Raw genomic sequence first — 16,828 nt, forward strand, 5'->3', positions numbered from 1 at the left:
GAAGGATCTCGAAGGAGACAGCATGCCCCTCCGTTGCGCGATCGTCGGATCCGGCAACATCGGTTCCGACCTGATCGCCAAGATGCGGCGGTCGCCGGTGCTCGAACCGCGCCTCCTGGTCGGTATCGACCGCGCGTCCGACGGCCTGCGCCGCGCCCGCCGCGCAGGCGTGGAGACCACCAGTGACGGCGTCGAAGTTCTGCTCGAGCGCGCCGACGAGTTCGACCTCGTCCTGGAGGCGACCTCGGCTGCAGCGCACCTCGCGAACGCACCCCGCTACCGGGAAGCGGGCCTCGCCGTGCTGGACCTCACCCCGGCGGCCGTGGGCCCTTACGTCGTTCCTGCCGTCAACCTGGACCAGGTCGTCGCGGAACCCAACCTCAACATGGTCACCTGCGGCGGCCAGGCCACCGTGCCGATCGTCGCGGCCATCAGCGATGTCGCCTCCGTCTCGTACGCCGAGATCGTGGCGACTCTCGCCAGCCGGGCCGCGGGTCCGGGCACCCGGGCGAACATCGACGAGTTCACCGAGACCACCTCCGACGCCTTGGTGAAGGTCGGCGGGGCGGCATCGGGCAAGGCGATCATCGTGCTCAATCCCGCCGAGCCACCCGTCATCATGCGCAACACGGTCTTCGCCGCCGTCGACCCCTGCGCCGACCACGACGAGCTGCGGGCGTCGATCGACAAGACCGTGGCGCTGGTACAGGGCTATGTGCCCGGATACGAGCTGGCCGCCCCCGTACAGATCGACCCGGAGCAGGGCCCCGGCGGCAGTACGAAGGTGAGTGTCTTCGTCCGGGTCCGCGGGGCCGGCGACTACCTCCCCATGTACGCCGGAAACCTCGACATCATCACCGCCGCTGCCATCGCGACCGCCGAGCGCCTCGCCCCGCAGCTGGAAAGGACCCGCGCATGACCGCCGACCGACCGGGCCTCCTCGGCTCGCCCGTGATCCACGACGGCGCCGCCCGCGATCCCCTCGCGGATCGTACGATCAGCGTCTGCGACACCACCCTGCGCGATGGTTCGCACTCCGTGGCCCACCAGTTCACCGTCGACGACGTACGCGCCGTCGCTCGCGGCCTCGACGCAGCCGGAGTGCACGTCGTGGAAGTCACCCACGGCGACGGCCTGGGCGGGTCGTCCTTCAACTACGGCTTCGGCGCCGAGAGCGACCTCGACCTGATCAAGGCCGCACGCGCGGAGCTGACCACGTCCAAGCTCGCCGCACTGCTCCTCCCCGGCATCGGCACCATTGACGACCTCAAGGCGGCCACCGCCGAGGGCATCGACATCGTGCGGGTGGCCACCCACTGCACCGAGGCCGACATCGCCGTCCAGCATCTCGGAGCAGCGAAGCAGCAAGGGCTGGAAACCGTCGGCTTCCTGATGATGTCCCACATGACCAGCCCCTCCGCACTGGCGGAACAGGCACAGATCATGCGCGACTCCGGAGCCGACACGATCTACGTCGTCGACTCCGCCGGGGCTCTCCTGCCGCACCAGGTCGTGGAGCGCGTCGAAGCACTGCGCGACCGGCTGGACGACGACGTCATCCTCGGCATGCACGCCCACAACAACCTCGGAGTCGGCGTCGCCAACGCCCTCGCCGCCGCCGAGGCCGGTGCCGGAATCCTCGACGGGTCGTGCCACGGTCTGGGCGCGGGTGCGGGCAACGCCGCCACCGAGGTGATGGTGGCGGCGCTCGAGCGGGCCGGCGCGGACACCGGCATCGTCACCCGGCTGCTCATCGACGTCGCCGAGGAGGTAGTGGCGCAGCGCTGCGCGGGCAAGCTCCCCCGTCTCGACCGGGGCAGCCTGCTCCTCGGATACGCCGGCATCTACAGCTCGTTCCTGCTGCACACGCGTCGGGCCGCGGCGCGCTACGGCGTGCCGGAAGCGGAGATCATTGTGGAACTGGGCCGGCGGCGAGTGGTCGGAGGCCAGGAGGACATGATCATCGACGTCGCGCTGGAGCTCAGTTCACGCTAGGCGCCGCCCATTCGCGGATCCTGCGTTCACAGACGCCCGTGTGCGGCACCCGAGGTCGTCGGGTGCCGCACACGGGCGTCCTCGTGCCGCCGCAGTGGCCGGTCCACTCGGACGAACCAGATGCCCGCGGCTGCCTCCGCGCGGCCGGGACGACCGCCATGCCTGCCCACGGCGCCGGTCGCCGGAATGCGCCGTTTCCCGAGGTCACAGGAGCGCCACGGCCTTGACGTGTCGCAAGGAGCGGGGTTTGTGACGTGCTCGTGTCGGGCGCGTGTCGGGTGGCGAACAGATTCCGTTCCGGTCTCCGGAACCGTGCGTGTCCCTGCGCCTGATTCGGACCGAGACTCGGGAGACGTACCCACCGGGCACCGATCCCGGAGCGGCCGAGCGGTCCTCGATGTCACGCAGGACCGGTATCGAGCCCGCGCAGCGGCGGTTCCGCCGTGAAGACCAAGACACAGCATCCAACGAAGGGTGAAGTGCATGTCCACCATCCACGCCCTGGGCTACCTCGTCGTGAGGGGCCCGGTCGCCGAGTGGCGACGCTATGGCGCCGATGTCCTCGGCGCACAGGTCTCCGACAGCTCCACCGACAGCGAGCTGCGGCTGCGCATGGACGACCGGGCCTACCGGATCCTGGTCGAGGACGGCGAACCCGGCGGCCCCACCAGCCTGGTGGCGCTGGGCTTCGAGACGGCGAACGCGGTCGGACTCGACGCGCTGATCGCGCGGCTGGGCGCCCAAGGCATCGAGGTGACGGAGAATCCCGAGCTGGCCGAGCGACGCCAGGTCCGCCGGCTGTTCACCTTCGAGGACCTCGACGGCAACACCCTTGAGGCGTACTACGGCCAGCACACGGACCACCGCGCGTTCGTCTCGCCGCGTGGGGTGAACTTCGTGACCGGCGACATGGGTGTCGGACACACCTTCCTGCTGTCGTCCGACGCTCAGAAGGCCTCGGAGTGGTACATCGACGTCCTCGGCTTCCGGCTGAGCGACACCATCGACTTCGGTGTCTCCGAGGGCATCTTCCTGCACTGCAACTCGCGCCACCACACCATCGCGCTGGCCACCTTCCCCGGCGCCCCGTCCGGCATCGGCCACCTGATGATCGAGGTGGACCGCCTCGACTCCGTGGGCCGCGCCCTGGACCTGGTGGCCGCATCACCGGAGGCGCTGACCATGGCGATCGGCGAGCACACCAACGACCGGATGACCTCCTTCTATGTGAAGACCCCTTCGGGCTTCGACGTCGAGTACGGCTGGAACGGCCTGCTGATCGACGACGCCGACTGGACCGTGGGTCACTACAGCTCCCCCAGCAACTGGGGGCACAAGTTCACGGCCCCGCCGCCCGCGCCGCCGGCTTCCGCCGACGCCGCGCCGAGCCTGTAAGGGAGGCCACCTGTGATCGACATCTCCTCCTTCGACCCCGCCGGCGGCCTGCTGGATCCGCGGATCTACACCGACCCGGACGTCTACCAGCGCGAACTGGAGCAGGTCTTCGGCCGCTCCTGGCTGTTCCTGACGCACGAGTCGCAGCTGCCCAAGCGGGGCAGCTTCATCCAGACGTACATGGGGGAGGACCCGGTCCTCGTCGTGCGGCAGCGCGACAACAGCGTCAAGGCGTTCCTCAACCAGTGCCGCCACCGCGGCATGCGGATCTGCCGCGCGGACGAGGGCACCAGCAAGACCTTCACCTGCAGCTACCACGGCTGGGCGTACGACCTTGAGGGCAACCTCATCAACGTCCCCGAGGAGGACCGCGCCTACCGCAACGACATCGACAAGTCGAAGTGGGGGGCGCTGAAGATCCCGCGGGTCACCAACTACAAGGGCCTGGTCTTCGGCACCTGGTCCGCCGACGTGCCGGAGTTCGAGGAGTACCTCGGCGAGATGGCGTACTACCTCGACACCGTCCTCGACATGTACGACGGCGGCATCGAGCTGGTGCCCGGCCCGATGAAATGGGTCATCGACTGCAACTGGAAGTTCGCGGCCGAGCAGTTCGCCAGCGACATGTACCACGCGCCGATCTCGCACGCCTCCGCCGCCGTCGCGATGTTCGAGGACCCGGCGCTGCAGGGGATGATGTCCCCGCCGAAGGAGGCCCCGGGCCGCCAGTTCGCCGGCAACGGCCACGGATCGGGATCCTTCTGGATCCCCGAGTTCGGCCCGAACCCGCAGTACGGCCCCTCGTTCAACGCGTGGAACATCGCCAACCGCGACAAGGTCTTCGCGAACATCGGTGTCGAGCGGGCCCACAAGGTCTTCGCGCACAACACCTGCTTCCCCAACTTCTCCTGGCTCGGCCAGTCCAACACCATGCGGGTGTGGCACCCGCGCGGCCCCGGCCAGATCGAGGTCTGGGCCTGGACGTTCGTCCCCAAGGACGCGCCGCAGGCGGTCAAGGACGACATCGTCAAGAGCAGCCAGTTCACCTTCAGCCCCGCCGGTGTCTTCGAGACCGACGACGGCGAGAACTGGACCGAGGTGCAGATGGTGCTGCGCGGCTGGAAGGCCCGGCAGAACACCTTCAACGCACAGATGGGCCTCGGCTACGAGGAGCGCGACACCCACGGCCTGCCCGGCAGGTCGAACGACGTGTACAGCGAGACAGCGGCCCGCGGTTTCTACCAGCGCTGGAAGGACCTGATGCTCGGCGTTTCCTGGGCCGGCATCACCGAGCTCGACGCCGCCCGCCGGGCCTCCGAGGAGGAGGTGCACTCCGTATGACCACCACCGAGCAGCAGCCGCAGACCACGGCGGCCTCCGCGCTGCGGACCACGTCGCCGGAACTCCAGCACCGCGTCCAGCAGTTCCTCTTCGCCGAGGCGGAACTCCTGGACGACCACCGCTACCAGGACTGGCTCGCCCTCTGGGCCGAGGACGCCCACTACTGGATCCCCACCCGGATGACCCGCACCATCCGGGAGCGCCACCAGGAGCTGTCCCCGCTGGGCGCCGGCGCACACGTCTCCGACGACTACGACCAACTGCGCGGCCGCATCCGTGCCATCGTCTCCGGCATCCACTGGTCCGAGGAGCCGCCGTCCCGCACCCGGCGCCTGCTGACCAACGTGCGGATCGACGAGCGCGCCGACGGCACCCTCGATGTGCGCACCAACTTCTGGGTCTACCGCAGCCGACTGGAGCGCCACCAGGACTGGTTCGCCGGCGAGCGTTTCGACGTGCTGCGCCCGGCGGAGGCGGAGTTCGGCTACCCGTACCGGATCGCCGACCGAAAGATCGTTTTCGAGCAGACCACCCTGCTCGCACCCAGCGTCAGCATCTTCTTCTGACCGTCGTCCGGCGACGGCCCGAGGAAACCCAACAGGAGAGATCATGACCATGACCGACGTGCAGACCCGCTGGGTGCGGCTGTGCGCTCTGTCCGAGCTGGAGGACGACGAGGGGCTGCGCATCGCGACCGTCCCTCCCGTGTCGGTCTACCGCTCCGAGGACGAGCTGTTCTGCATCGACGACACCTGCACCCACGAGGACTTCTCCCTCGCCGAGGGCTGGGTGGAGAACTGCGTCGTCGAGTGCACCCTGCACATGGCGAAGTTCGACCTCCACTCGGGGAGGTCGCTCTGCCCGCCCGCCGTCAACGCCGTCAAGGTCCACGAGATCAGGGCCGAGGGCGACGACGTGCTGGTCAACCTGCCCGTCGCCTACACCCTCCCCGAGGAGGACTGAGATGGGCTGGCTGGAGAACACCTCCGTCCTGGTCACCGGCGGAGGGTCCGGCATGGGCCGGGCGATCGTGGAGCGGTTCGTGGAGGAGGGCGCCCGCGTCGCCGTCTTCGACCGCTCGGCGGACAAACTCGCCGACGTCGCGGAGCAGTTCGGTGACGCGGTGCGAACCGTCCAGGGCGACGTCACCTCGACCGCCGACAACGCGGCCGCGGTGGACACGGCCGTCGGTGCCTTCGGCGGACTGGACGTCTTCATCGGCAACGCCGGGGTCTGGGACTTCTCCCGGTCCCTGCTGGACAGTTCACCCGAGGACCTGGCCAAGGGCTTCGACGAGCTGTTCGCCGTCAACGTCAAGGGCTACCTGCTGGGTGCCAGGGCATCCGCCGAGGCTCTGCGCACGTCGCGCGGCAGCATGGTCTTCACCCTGTCCAACGCGTCGTTCTTCCCCGGCGGCGGCGGCCCGCTGTACACCGCTTCCAAGCACGCCGGCACCGGACTGGTGAAGCAACTCGCCTTCGAGCTGTCCCCCGAGATCCGGGTCAACGGCGTGGCACCCGGCGGCATGGCGACCGACCTGCGCGGTCCGGACTCGCTCGGGTTGAGCGACACGAAGATCACCGATGCCCTGCCGCTGCGCGAACTGATGATCAAGCACTCGGCCCTTCAGCGCGAGATCACGGCGCAGGACTACGTCGGCACCTACGTGCTGCTGGCGTCGCGCCGGAACTCGGCCAGCGTGACCGGGACCGTCTTCGACATCAGCTCGTTCGGCACCCCACGCCGACCCGGTCCCTGAACGGAACCGGTACCCCCGGGCCTGGTGCGCGGTTCCGGCCCGAACCGCGCCCCGGGCGATTCCACCACTTGTCCGCCTACGTACGAGGAGCACTGCGCGTGACCTCCGCATCCCCGGCCCTGACAGCCCAGAGCACCAGCCGGTTCGTACAGACCAAGCGTTTTCGCATCCACTACCACGAAGCAGGCCAGGGACACCCGATCGTCCTCCTTCACGGCAGCGGTCCCGGAGCGACCGGGTGGAGCAACTTCCGCCCCACCATCGAAGCCCTCAGCGGCGGGCACCGCGTACTGGCGGTCGACATGCCCGGATGGGGCGAGAGCGACACCCAGACCGCCGATACCGGCCGTGACCACGTCGACGCCCTGACCGACTTCCTGGACGAGGTCGGCGTCGACCGGGCCGCACTCGTCGGCAACTCGATGGGCGGCATGACCGCGATCTCCACCGCGATCCGCCACCCCGACCGGGTCAGCCATCTCGTCACCATGGGAGCCCCCTGCCCGGGCCCCAACCTCTTCTCGGCCGGCAACGGACCGAGCGAGGGACTGAAAGTACTCATCGAGGCCTACCAGGAGCCCACCGCCGAGAACATGAAGCGTCTCGTCCGCATCATGTGCTTCGACCCCGCCATGGCCACCGACGAACTCGCCGCACTGCGCTCCGCCGCCGCGACCGCACACCCCGAGCACCTGCGCAGCTTCCTGGAAGGTGCGCAGGTTCCGCCCCACGAGTCGCCCATGGCCGCGTTCTTCGGCCTCACCCCCCAACTGGGCGGGATCAAGGCTCCGACCATGGCCATCCACGGACGCGACGACCGGGTGGTGCACTTCGAGAACAGCCTGCGCCTGACGACGGTGGTGCCCGACTCCCGCCTGGTGCTGCTCAACCGGTGCGGCCACTGGGCCCAGATCGAGCACGCGGCCGAGTTCAACCGCCTGGTCGCCTCGTTCGTCGGCACGGTCTGAGTGGCTCCCGACCCATCGCCCGCCGCCCACCGCCTGACGTTCACGGTGCTGGCGGTGGGCGTCACGGCCTTCTCACTGGTCCAGTCCCTCATCATCCCGGTCATGGGCGGACTCGCCCGGCAGTACGGCACCGACCCGGCCACGATCACCTGGCTGCTCACCGCCTATCTGATGTCGGCGTCCGTCTGTACCCCGATTCTCGGCAGGCTCGGCGACGCGTGGGGCAAGAACCGGGTGCTCGTCGGGTGCCTGACCGTCCTGGCCGTCGGCTGCGCCGTCTCGGCGCTGGCACCCGACCTGGGCTGGCTGATCACCGGTCGTGCCGTCCAAGGAGTCGGCGGAGGCATCCTCCCCGTCTCGTTCGGCATCATCCGTGACGAGTTCCCGCCCGAGAACCGGCCCTTCGCCATCGGCTTCGTCTCCTCGCTGCTGGCCTTCGGCATCGGCTGCGGCACCGTCGTGGCGGGACCGATCGTCGACGCGCTCGGCTACGGAGCGCTGTTCTGGCTGCCGTGCCTGGCGAGTGCCGCGGCCGCCGTGGTCGCCTTCCGGTTCGTGCCGCCGTCGCCGGCGCGAAGCCGTGAACGGATCAGCGTCCTACCGGCCGTCCTGCTGGCCACCTGGCTGATCATGCTCGTCCTCGCCATCAGCGAGGCTCCGCGCTGGGGCTGGAACTCCCGGACGGTCCTCGGCCTGCTCGCCGGGGCGATCGTGCTGCTGACGGTGTGGGTCCGCGTCGAGACGACGTGTCGCCCACCGCTGATCGACCTGCGGCTGATGCGGCGGCCGGGCGTGGGGGCCGCCAACCTCGTGGCCCTCCTCACGGGCTTCGGCCTGTACGCCTTCAGCAGTCTGGTACCACAACTCGCGCAGACCTCGCCTGCCGTGGCCGGCTTCGGTCTCGACTTCGGTGCCGGCGAGTCAGGGCTGATGATGCTGCCCGGGTGTCTGCTGAGCTTCGTGGCGGGACTGCTGGCCGCTCCGGCGGCGCAGCGGTTCGGAGCCAAGCGGCTCATGCTGATCGGAGCTTTGACCGGCGCCGCGGGCACCGCCCTCCTCGTCTTCCGGCACGACCAGGCGTGGCACCTCTACCTGGGGACGAGCATCAACGGCTTCGGTATCGGACTCACACTCGCACTCCTGGCCAACGTGGTCGTGGCCACCGTACCGGCGTCGCAGACAGGAGTGGCCTCCGGAACGAACGCCAACCTGCGGACCATCGGTGGCGCCATCGGCTCGGGAGTGCTCGCGAGTGTGATCGCCGGCAGTCAGAACGGCGCGGGCGTTCCGACCGAAGAAGGCTACGTGCACGGGTTCGCCGTCATCACGTGCCTGCTGCTCGCCGCGGGTGCAGCCGCTCTGTCCATCCCTCCGCTCCTGCAACGCGACCGGGAAGCACGGCCGGCCACGGAATTGGCGTCCGCTTCCTGAATTCCCCCCTTTCATAGCGTCAGAGTCACGTTTCGAATGACAGATGGGTCAGATATCTCATGCGTATGGTCGTCACGGGAGCTTCCGGCAAGCTGGGCAAACTGGTGATCGAGGGGCTTCTGGCGGAAGTGCCCGCCGAGCGGATCGTCGCGGTCGTGCGTGACCCGGCCAAGGCCGCCTCACTCGCCGCGGCCGGTGTCGAGGTGCAGACAGCCGACTACAACGAACCCGGCACGCTGAACGGCCTGTTCCGTGCGGGCGATGTCGTGTTGCTGATCTCGGGCAGCGAGATCGGCCGGCGGGTGCCGCAGCATGCTGCCGTGGTCGAAGCGGCCGAGCGCGCCGGAGTGGCCCGCATCGCGTACACGAGCCTCCTCGGCTGCCCGCAGGCGAAATTCGCCCTCGCCGACGAGCACAAGGCGACCGAACAGATCATCCTCGACTCGGGAGTGCCGTACACACTGCTGCGTAACGCCTTCTACACCGAGGTGTACACGGACCAGATTCCTGCCCAGCTGGAGCACGGCCTCGTCGGCAGCGCGGCGGACGGGCGCATAGGTGCAGCGACTCGCGCGGACCTCGCCGCCGCTGCGGTGGCCGTTCTGGTTCAGGGCGGCCACGAGAACCGGGCGTACGAGCTGAGCGGGGACGAGGCATGGACGCTGACCGAATACGCCACCGAGCTGGCGCGTCAGACCGGAAAGCCCGTGAAATACGTGGATGTGCCCGGCGACGTCTACAAGGGCATCCTCGAGAAAACGGGCCTGCCGTCGGAAACCGCGGACATGCTCGTCAACGTGGACGTGGCCGCTGTGGCAGCTGGGTTGGCCGAGGGAGGAGGTGACGATCTCGCCCGCCTCATCGGACGCCCCACCACACGTCTCGCGGAGGTGATTGCGGCAAAAATTTCTTGACGATCACCAAGGCCTTGGAAAGTAATCAACCTGACCTGGCTCCGGTAGTCGCGTTCTCCGCGTGATCACTGGGGCGAGTCGCTCCTCGGCGGGCTGCTCATGGCCTCGTCAAGCGCTTGCGGCAGTCGCTCGGACACCTCGTCGCCGAGGCGCTCGAATTCGCGTTTCAGGAGAGGGGTGGCGATCCGCGCCAGCCCGTGGAAGTCCACTCGTGCCCTGTAGGTCAGCCTCGTGCCATCCGCGTGCTCCTCGAAACGCAGATCATCCGTGGACGTGGCCGTCTTGTTGCGGCCGACGAAAGTGAGGTGGTCTTCTTCGAAGCGGGTGAGGGTGTAATCCAGTTCCGTGCGGCGGCCCCGGAACTGTGACACATTGTGCCACTCGGTGCCGACGGCCACCGGCGCACTGCCGATCTGTTCGCAGGTAACGGTGCCTGGGTCCCACATTTCGGTGTGTGAGAAATCGGAGAGATAGCGTACGACGTCGGTGAGAGGATGCCGAAGGGTCACTACGCGTGTTACTTCAATCATCGTCGCCTCCGCGCGGTTGTTCGGCCGGCGGGCTGAGATTCGTCAGCCGCACCCTTTCTTCCGCTACGGGAGCGCTCCTGGATGCAGGCCGGTGAGGTGGCGGTGATGGCCCGGCGTCGGCGTGCACCGTGGTCGGCCTCGCGGCCCGTCGTGCCGCCCGGATCGCGGTGAGAGAGCACGGGACCGATACTGACGGCCTATCAGAACGTTGACACGGCGCCACCTTTGTCAGCGGCGCAGCAGTGGTGGCACTCTCGGGGCTCCCCACAAAAGCGTGCTTCCGCCGGGTCCCGGGCGGGGCCGGCGGAAGCACGCGCCCCTGCGCGAAGGAGGCCCCGTGTCGGGACAAGCGGATGTCGACTCGATCCACTGGAAAGACCCCAGACGCTATCTGTGGCTGATCGCGCTGGCCGTTCCCACGCTTCCCTTCCAGGCCGGAGCCCTGGTGGGGCTGACCGGTCTCGGTGTGTTCTGGTGGTGGGGGCCCGTTTTCGCCTTCGTCCTGGTTCCGGTTGTGGACACTGCCCTCGGGCGGGACGGCGCCAATCCTCCCGAGGCGGTGATGAAGCGGCTGGAGGCCGATCGCTACTACCGATGGTGCACCTACCTGTACCTGCCTCTGCAGTTCGGTGCCCTCGTGTGGACGTGCGAGGTCTGGTCCCGCGGCGGACTGTCCCTCGCCGATCACGTCGGACTGGCCGCGACCACCGGGGTCGTAGCCGGTGTGGCCATCAATACCGCCCACGAACTGGGCCACAAGCGGGAGAAGCTGGAACGCCGGTTGAGCCGTATGGCTCTTGCCCAGACCTGGTACGGGCATTTCTACGTGGAACACAACCACGGCCATCACATACGGGTCGCCACTCCGGAAGACCCCGCCAGCTCCCGCATGGGCGAAAGCTTCTGGCAGTTCCTGCCCCGCACGGTCATCGGCAGTGCCCGTTCCGCCTGGTCTCTCGAAAGCCGCAGGCTGACCCGACGAGGGCGCCGGGTGTGGAGCCCGCACAACGACATCCTCACCGCCTGGGCGCTGTCGGCAGCCCTCTTCTCAGCCCTGACCGCCGTGTTCGGCTGGACCGTGCTGCCTTACCTCGCCCTGCAGGCTGTCCTCGGCTTCTGTCTCCTGGAATCGGTCAACTACCTGGAGCACTACGGGCTGCTGCGTCGACGACTGCCGGACGGGCGCTATGAAAGGGTCGCGCCACGACACAGCTGGAACAGCAACAACACGGTCAGCAACCTGTTCCTGTTCCAGCTTCAGCGCCACTCCGACCATCACGCCAACCCGCTGCGCCGCTACCAGACACTGCGACACTTCGACGAGGCACCCCAACTGCCGTCCGGTTACGCCACGATGATCGTGCTGGCCTGGATCCCGCCCCTGTGGCGCAGGGTCATGGATCCCCGGCTGCTGGCGCACTACGGCGACGATGTGACACGCGTCAGCATGCGCTCGACGGGAGGCACCCGAGCAGTGGCCGGCTCCGACGAATGACTCTTCGTCTCCACGCGGCCATGGACCGAAGCGTGCACCACCGGCAGACCGACGCGGTGGCGGCGTCCGGCCGAGGGCGACCCCGCCGCGGTGTTCCCGCCGGCCGCCCACGCCGAGGGAGCAGCCAGGGGTCCGACGGCAGCTACGATCCGGATACGCCGTGGACCTCGGCCGGTGCCGGATTCCGCTCTGCCGTGCCCGGCCCTCCATGCCCCAGCACGGCACACGCGGCACGGGCCACCCGCGCGGGCGAGGCCCGCACGTCGGGAGACGGCAGCAGCATGTGACTGATCGTCAGTCTGACGGTGAGGTCGGTGGCTTCGAGGCGCAGCTCGGCGGGAACGTGGGGCGCGACCTCGGCCAGCCACGCGTTCACGAGGTCCCAGGACTGCGAGAAGACCGGTTCGGCCCGGCTGGAGAGGAACGGAAGAAGAGCGTCGGTGCCGCCCTGGGCCGCCCCTATCACCGCACGGACGAAGGGATTACGGGTGCTCTCCGCCAGAGCGTGAGCCACGCCCGCCTCCAAAGCCGCGGCCACATCATGCCGGTGCGTCCCGAGAACCTGGGCCACCCCCAGCAGGAAGCGACCCGACTCACGCTCCACGAGCGCGGCACCGATCCCCGCCCGGTCCCCGAACTCGGCGTAGATCGAAGGCCGGGACACCTCGGCCCGCATGGCGAGATCACCCACCCGCACCCGGTCCCACCCCTCCCTCGACGCCAGTTGCCACGCCTCTTCGAGGACCCGCTCACGCATCTCCCTCCGCCACGCCACCCGGGGCGGATCGGGAGGGGCAGTCGTGACCGGACGACGGATCGGCACGGGACGATCGGGCTCCATGCCAGAAGTCTGCGGCACTCCGGACACACCTCGCCACAACCGGGGTCCGGGCCGTCCCCGGCAGCTCCGGAAACGGCCCAGCTGTGCCAGGGCCAGGGGGCTTTCGATGGTGGTGAGGGCGGGGCGGAGCTCAGAGTGAGGGATCCGCGTCGCGGGCCAAGAGCGCGGCCTGGACACGGTTGGTGACCTCCAGGGCGGTCAGGATGCGGCTGACGTGGGATTTCACGGTGCTTTCCTGCATGCCGAGGGTTTTCGCGATGTCGGCATTGGTATCTCCTCGGGCGAGCAGGGACAGGACGTCCCGTTCGCGTGGGGTGAGGGCGTCCACGCGAGCCTGGGCCCGGGTGGCCTGCGGGCGGCTCGTGTGGTGGTAGAGGTCGATGAGGCGGCGGGCGGCGGTGGGGTGGAGCATGGCGGAGCCGGCGACGACGAGGTGGACGGCGCGCAGGATTTCGGCCGGGTCGGTGTCTTTGAGGAGGAAGCCGTCGGCGCCCGCGGCCAGCGCGTCGTAGACGTACTGGTCGAGGTCGAAGGTGGTCAGGGTGATGACCTTCGGAGGGTGTGCCAGGGCACGCAGGCGCTTGGTGGCGGCGATGCCGTCCATGCGGGGCATGCGGACGTCGACCAGTGCGACGTCGATGCGGTGAGCGGTGGCCTGCTCGATGGCATGGAGTCCGTCGGCGGCCTGTGCGACGACCTCGATGGCGTCGTCGCTGTCGAGGAGGTCGGTCAGTCCGAGGCGGACAAGGGCGTCGTCGTCGACGACCATGGCGCGGATCACGTGCGGGGACCGTTCTGTTGGGTGACGGGGTGGGGGATGCGGGCGGCAAGGCGCCAGGTTCCGGCGCCGCCGGGCCCGGCGCTCAGGTGCCCGCCGAGTGCTTCGACCCGCTCGCGCAGGCCGATCAGGCCGAAACCGGAGGGAACCGGTTGTCCGCTCGCCAGGCCGGTACCGGGCGGGTTGGTGACCTCGACCAGGGTGGCGGGTGGCGCGTAGGCGATGCGGACGTCAGCCGGTGCGTCCGGAGCGTGCTTGCGGGCGTTGGTCAACGCCTCTTGGACGAGCCGGTAGACGGCCAACCGGTGCGCGGCGGGCGCCTGCGCCGGGCTGCCCTCCACCGTCACGCTGACTCTCTGTCCTGCCGACCGCGCCTGCCCGATCACTTCCTCGACGTCACGCAGGACAGGTGCGGGCGGATCCGCGGCATGCGCCGGCTCGGTGGTGCGCAGGGCGCCGAGCACGTCGCGCAGGTCGGTCAGGGCGTCGGTCGAGGCGGTGCGCAGCAGGCTGAGCCGTTCGATGAGAGGCTCGGGCAGCGTGTCCTTCCTGGTGGCCAGGATGCCGGTGTGGAGAGCGATCAGGCTGAGTCGGTGTGCGAGCACATCGTGCATCTCCGCGGCGATCGCGGAACGCTCCGCCATCCGCGTGGCCTGCTCACGGAGTTCCCGTTCGGTGCGCAGATGCTCCACCTGGGCATGGAGCGCCTGGACCAGGCGGCGCCGGTTGCCCATCCACAGTCCGCCGATCACGGCCAGCAGCAGGAAGAGCATGGAGCCGTACTGCTGCGGGATCCACAAGGACGCGGCCGGCCGCAGGACGGCATTGCCGACGAGCGCGACCACCGAGCAGACCACGGCTGCCCGGACACGCCGCCGTTCGGCGAGGTCGAAGAGGGCGACAAGGAACACCGGCAGCACGGGCCACCCCCACACACCGGTGGCCGCTGTCGTCAGCGTCGGAGCGACCCACCAGAGCCTCCGGCGCCACACCAGAGCCGCCCCGCACGCCAGCGCCACGGCGCTACGGAGGGTGACGTAATGACCGCCGGAAGCCGACGCCCCGTTCTGCACGGCACCCAAGGTCAGCAGCACCACCAGTCCGCAGCGCCCGTACTCGGCCCAGCTATGGCGTTCCCGGTTCACCTGTGCAGCGTAGACAGGCGGCCGCCGGTTTCACTGCCGACCTTCTGCCGGGACGACCCCCTACTTTCGTAGGGGAAGGCGGTCGCACAAGGGATGATCCGCAGGGGAGCGGGCGTCTCTAGCGTCGAAGACATGGATCACAGGACCACCTCACACGACCGTGTTCTCGCGCAGCGCAACGCCGAGGGCTGGATGTTCCTCATCGAAGCGGCGCGCGATCTGCGCACCACGGGAGCCGTCGCTCCCAGCGGCAGAGCACTCGCCCGCCTGCTCACCGACCCGGTCCAGGAGCACGGAGCACGGCCCCTGAACGTGCTGGAGGCGGGCGCGGGCACCGGATCGGTGACCCGCACCCTGGTCTCCCGCCTCTCCCCGGGCAGCCGGTTGGACATCGTCGAGGCCAACGCGCGCTTCGCTGCCCGGCTGCGCCACCTCGTGCGCACCCATCCGCGGCTGGCCGGCGAGGGAGAACGGGTCCGCGTCCACCACGCCCTTGTCGAACAGCTCGACACCGGCCGCCCCTACGACGTGATCGTCTCCGGACTGCCGTTCACCAACTTCACCCCCGCCCAGGTCGACACGATCATGAAGCGGTACATGGAGATGCTCCACCCCGGAGGCGTCCTCACCTACTTCGCCTACCGCGGCACCCGGTACGCCCGCGCGCTGACCGCCTCCCGCACCGAGGCCCGCCGTCATCGCGCCGTGGAAGAAGTCCTCGCCGGTCACCGGCGCCGGTATGCCACCGGCTGCTGGACCGTCTGGGGCAACCTGCCCCCGGCCGACGTCTGGCAGCTGCGCCGCCCCACTCGTGCGTCCGTACCGGTGGCGCCGGCCATCCCGTCCGCGGTGGTCCGGTGAACACGCTGACCGGACTCATCGGCCAGGTTCCCGTGCCCGTCGCCTACACGATCCTGGCCGCCGCAGTGGTCGCCGAGTCCGTACTGCTGCTCGGCGCGTTCGTCCCGACCCTGACCCTCCTGCTTGCCTCCGGAGCCCTGGCCCACGCCGGCGACCTGAACCTCGTCCTGGTCATCGCCGCCGCCGCGGGCGCGGTCGTGGCCGGTGACGCCCTCGGCCATCGCACCGGGCACCTGCTGGGCAGCCGCCTGCGCACCGGCCGCCTCGGCCGGCGCATCCCCGCCGCCGCCTGGGAACGGGCGCACACCCTCATGGCCCGGCGCGGTGGACAGGCCGTGTTCCTCGCCCGTTTCGTTCCCGTCGTACGGACCCTGACCCCGCACCTGGCGGGGGCGACGCGCCTGCCCTACCGGCGCATCGCCCCCTACAGCCTGCTCGCCGCGTCGTTGTGGGCCGGTGCCGAGGCCACGGCCGGATACGCAGCGGCTACTTCCTTCCAGCACGTCTTCGCCTACGGCGGCCGGGCCCTCGCCGCCGCGGCAGTGATCGCCGCCGTCGCAATGGCCGCGCACCGGATCCGGCACCGCACCCGCACCCGCACGCGCGCCCGCGCCCGCAGGGACTGTCCCGTAGCTCGATGAGGGGCCGGCGGGTCACCGCCGAGGGGGCAGCTCGTCAGGTTCTGAAGCGACTCGCAGCCTCGATCATGAGCCGGCCCGGTGAGGCCGGCCGGGTGTCGCACGTCACGCACCCAACACCGACGCGACCGTGCAACGTTCTGACATTCGATGCAATACTTGTCAGTATGTTGGAGGAAGAGAGAGTCGCCGCCATCCTGGACGCGGCTTACATCTGTTTCACCCGCCACGGGGTACGTCGCACGACGATGGACGACATAGCCCGGCAAGCGGGCATGTCCCGACCCGCGGTGTATCAGTACGTGCGGAACAAGGAAGACGCGTTCCGGCGTCTGGCGGAGCGCCTCTTGGGAGACACCCTGCACGAGGCCACGCTGGCCGCAGGCGGCCCCGGATCGCTCACCGAGCGCCTGTCGGGTGCCTTGGCCTGCAAGCTCGCGCTCGTGGCACGCCTGTGGCAGGACAGTCCCGCACACGCCGCCGAGCTCCTCGGCCCGGACTCCAGACTCTCGGCAGACAAGATCGAGCTCTTCGACGGCGCCATGCGAGAGCTGCTGGCCTCTGTCCTGGCGGCCGAGCATCCGCACAGCGACGTGGCAAGCCTTGCCGAGATCCTGCTGGCGTTCACCCGCGGACTGGAAACAGGTGTCCACGGCCCACGTTCCACCGAGAGCCTCCTGCGCGACGGCGTCGCCCTGATCACCACGGGAATCGACGGCTACCGGCCGTGAAGAGAG

The 16,828-nt window shown here is 69.3% G+C and carries 18 protein-coding genes; 14 read left to right on the forward strand and 4 right to left on the reverse strand.

Annotated features, from left to right (window positions below):
• Window positions 1–22 precede the first annotated feature (22 nt).
• The 10 genes from ACFY3I_RS34210 (at window position 23) to ACFY3I_RS34255 (ending at window position 9,803) form a co-directional block, all read left to right on the forward strand.
• On the forward strand, window positions 23–919 hold the full coding sequence (locus ACFY3I_RS34210) for an acetaldehyde dehydrogenase (acetylating) (protein WP_390864882.1): 897 nt from the start codon (window positions 23–25) through the stop codon (window positions 917–919).
• Window positions 916–1,995 carry a 4-hydroxy-2-oxovalerate aldolase gene (gene dmpG / locus ACFY3I_RS34215; RefSeq protein ID WP_390864883.1) on the forward strand — a complete coding sequence of 360 codons (1,080 nt, stop codon included), beginning with the start codon at window positions 916–918 and terminating at the stop codon, window positions 1,993–1,995. Before ACFY3I_RS34210 ends, dmpG begins: the two co-directional genes overlap by 4 nt.
• Before the next feature lie 483 nt (window positions 1,996–2,478).
• Window positions 2,479–3,390, forward strand: coding sequence for a VOC family protein (locus ACFY3I_RS34220; RefSeq protein WP_390864884.1), 912 nt, complete (start codon window positions 2,479–2,481; stop codon window positions 3,388–3,390).
• Window positions 3,391–3,402: 12 nt separating this feature from the next.
• Window positions 3,403–4,731 (forward strand): aromatic ring-hydroxylating dioxygenase subunit alpha, encoded by a 1,329-nt coding sequence (locus ACFY3I_RS34225; RefSeq protein WP_390864885.1) that lies wholly within the window; start codon window positions 3,403–3,405, stop codon window positions 4,729–4,731.
• Entirely contained in the window at window positions 4,728–5,297 is a 570-nt protein-coding gene (locus tag ACFY3I_RS34230; protein ID WP_390864886.1) for an aromatic-ring-hydroxylating dioxygenase subunit beta, read from the forward strand. The genes ACFY3I_RS34225 and ACFY3I_RS34230 overlap by 4 nt, the downstream gene beginning before the upstream one ends.
• Before the next feature lie 43 nt (window positions 5,298–5,340).
• Window positions 5,341–5,694, forward strand: coding sequence for a bifunctional 3-phenylpropionate/cinnamic acid dioxygenase ferredoxin subunit (locus ACFY3I_RS34235; RefSeq protein WP_390864887.1), 354 nt, complete (start codon window positions 5,341–5,343; stop codon window positions 5,692–5,694).
• A gap of 1 nt (window position 5,695) precedes the next feature.
• The gene (gene hcaB, locus ACFY3I_RS34240; RefSeq protein ID WP_390864888.1) at window positions 5,696–6,490 is read left to right on the forward strand and encodes a 3-(cis-5,6-dihydroxycyclohexa-1,3-dien-1-yl)propanoate dehydrogenase; all 795 of its coding nucleotides are present in this window, start codon (window positions 5,696–5,698) and stop codon (window positions 6,488–6,490) included.
• A 98-nt stretch (window positions 6,491–6,588) separates the two neighbouring features.
• Window positions 6,589–7,458, forward strand: coding sequence for an alpha/beta fold hydrolase (locus tag ACFY3I_RS34245; protein ID WP_390864889.1), 870 nt, complete (start codon window positions 6,589–6,591; stop codon window positions 7,456–7,458).
• The gene (locus ACFY3I_RS34250) at window positions 7,459–8,889 is read left to right on the forward strand and encodes an MFS transporter (RefSeq protein ID WP_390864890.1); all 1,431 of its coding nucleotides are present in this window, start codon (window positions 7,459–7,461) and stop codon (window positions 8,887–8,889) included.
• A gap of 59 nt (window positions 8,890–8,948) precedes the next feature.
• Window positions 8,949–9,803, forward strand: coding sequence for an NAD(P)H-binding protein (locus tag ACFY3I_RS34255; RefSeq protein WP_390864891.1), 855 nt, complete (start codon window positions 8,949–8,951; stop codon window positions 9,801–9,803).
• A gap of 65 nt (window positions 9,804–9,868) precedes the next feature.
• Here ACFY3I_RS34255 and ACFY3I_RS34260 read toward each other — a convergent pair whose 3' ends face one another.
• Complete coding sequence (locus tag ACFY3I_RS34260) at window positions 9,869–10,333, reverse strand: SRPBCC family protein (RefSeq protein ID WP_390864892.1); 465 nt, start codon at window positions 10,331–10,333, stop codon at window positions 9,869–9,871.
• A gap of 337 nt (window positions 10,334–10,670) precedes the next feature.
• Between ACFY3I_RS34260 and ACFY3I_RS34265 the strand changes: the two genes are divergently transcribed.
• Window positions 10,671–11,828, forward strand: a complete 1,158-nt coding sequence (locus ACFY3I_RS34265) for an alkane 1-monooxygenase (RefSeq protein ID WP_390864893.1) — start codon at window positions 10,671–10,673, stop codon at window positions 11,826–11,828.
• A 142-nt stretch (window positions 11,829–11,970) separates the two neighbouring features.
• Here the strand turns inward: ACFY3I_RS34265 and ACFY3I_RS34270 are convergent, their stop codons facing one another.
• The 3 genes from ACFY3I_RS34270 to ACFY3I_RS34280 form a co-directional block, all read right to left on the reverse strand.
• Window positions 11,971–12,585 carry a TetR family transcriptional regulator gene (locus ACFY3I_RS34270; protein WP_390864894.1) on the reverse strand — a complete coding sequence of 205 codons (615 nt, stop codon included), beginning with the start codon at window positions 12,583–12,585 and terminating at the stop codon, window positions 11,971–11,973.
• Window positions 12,586–12,799: 214 nt separating this feature from the next.
• Window positions 12,800–13,450: a response regulator gene (locus tag ACFY3I_RS34275; RefSeq protein WP_390864895.1), complete on the reverse strand. Its 651-nt coding sequence runs from the start codon at window positions 13,448–13,450 to the stop codon at window positions 12,800–12,802.
• The gene (locus ACFY3I_RS34280) at window positions 13,447–14,592 is read right to left on the reverse strand and encodes a sensor histidine kinase (RefSeq protein WP_390864896.1); all 1,146 of its coding nucleotides are present in this window, start codon (window positions 14,590–14,592) and stop codon (window positions 13,447–13,449) included. The genes ACFY3I_RS34275 and ACFY3I_RS34280 overlap by 4 nt, the downstream gene beginning before the upstream one ends.
• Window positions 14,593–14,724: 132 nt before the next feature.
• Here ACFY3I_RS34280 and ACFY3I_RS34285 point away from each other — a divergent pair, with 132 nt between their 5' ends.
• The 3 genes from ACFY3I_RS34285 to ACFY3I_RS34295 all read left to right on the forward strand — a co-directional run bounded on the left by ACFY3I_RS34285 (window position 14,725) and on the right by ACFY3I_RS34295 (window position 16,822).
• A complete protein-coding gene (locus tag ACFY3I_RS34285; RefSeq protein ID WP_390864897.1) occupies window positions 14,725–15,453 on the forward strand; it encodes a class I SAM-dependent methyltransferase in 729 nt (242 codons plus the stop codon).
• Window positions 15,450–16,094: a DedA family protein gene (locus ACFY3I_RS34290; protein ID WP_390864898.1), complete on the forward strand. Its 645-nt coding sequence runs from the start codon at window positions 15,450–15,452 to the stop codon at window positions 16,092–16,094. The genes ACFY3I_RS34285 and ACFY3I_RS34290 overlap by 4 nt, the downstream gene beginning before the upstream one ends.
• A 164-nt stretch (window positions 16,095–16,258) precedes the next feature.
• Window positions 16,259–16,822, forward strand: a complete 564-nt coding sequence (locus ACFY3I_RS34295) for a TetR/AcrR family transcriptional regulator (protein WP_390864899.1) — start codon at window positions 16,259–16,261, stop codon at window positions 16,820–16,822.
• The last annotated feature ends 6 nt before the right edge of the window (window positions 16,823–16,828 follow it).

It is taken from the genome of Streptomyces sp. NPDC001068, from assembly GCF_042897315.1.
Taxonomy (GTDB): Bacteria; Actinomycetota; Actinomycetes; order Streptomycetales; family Streptomycetaceae; genus Streptomyces.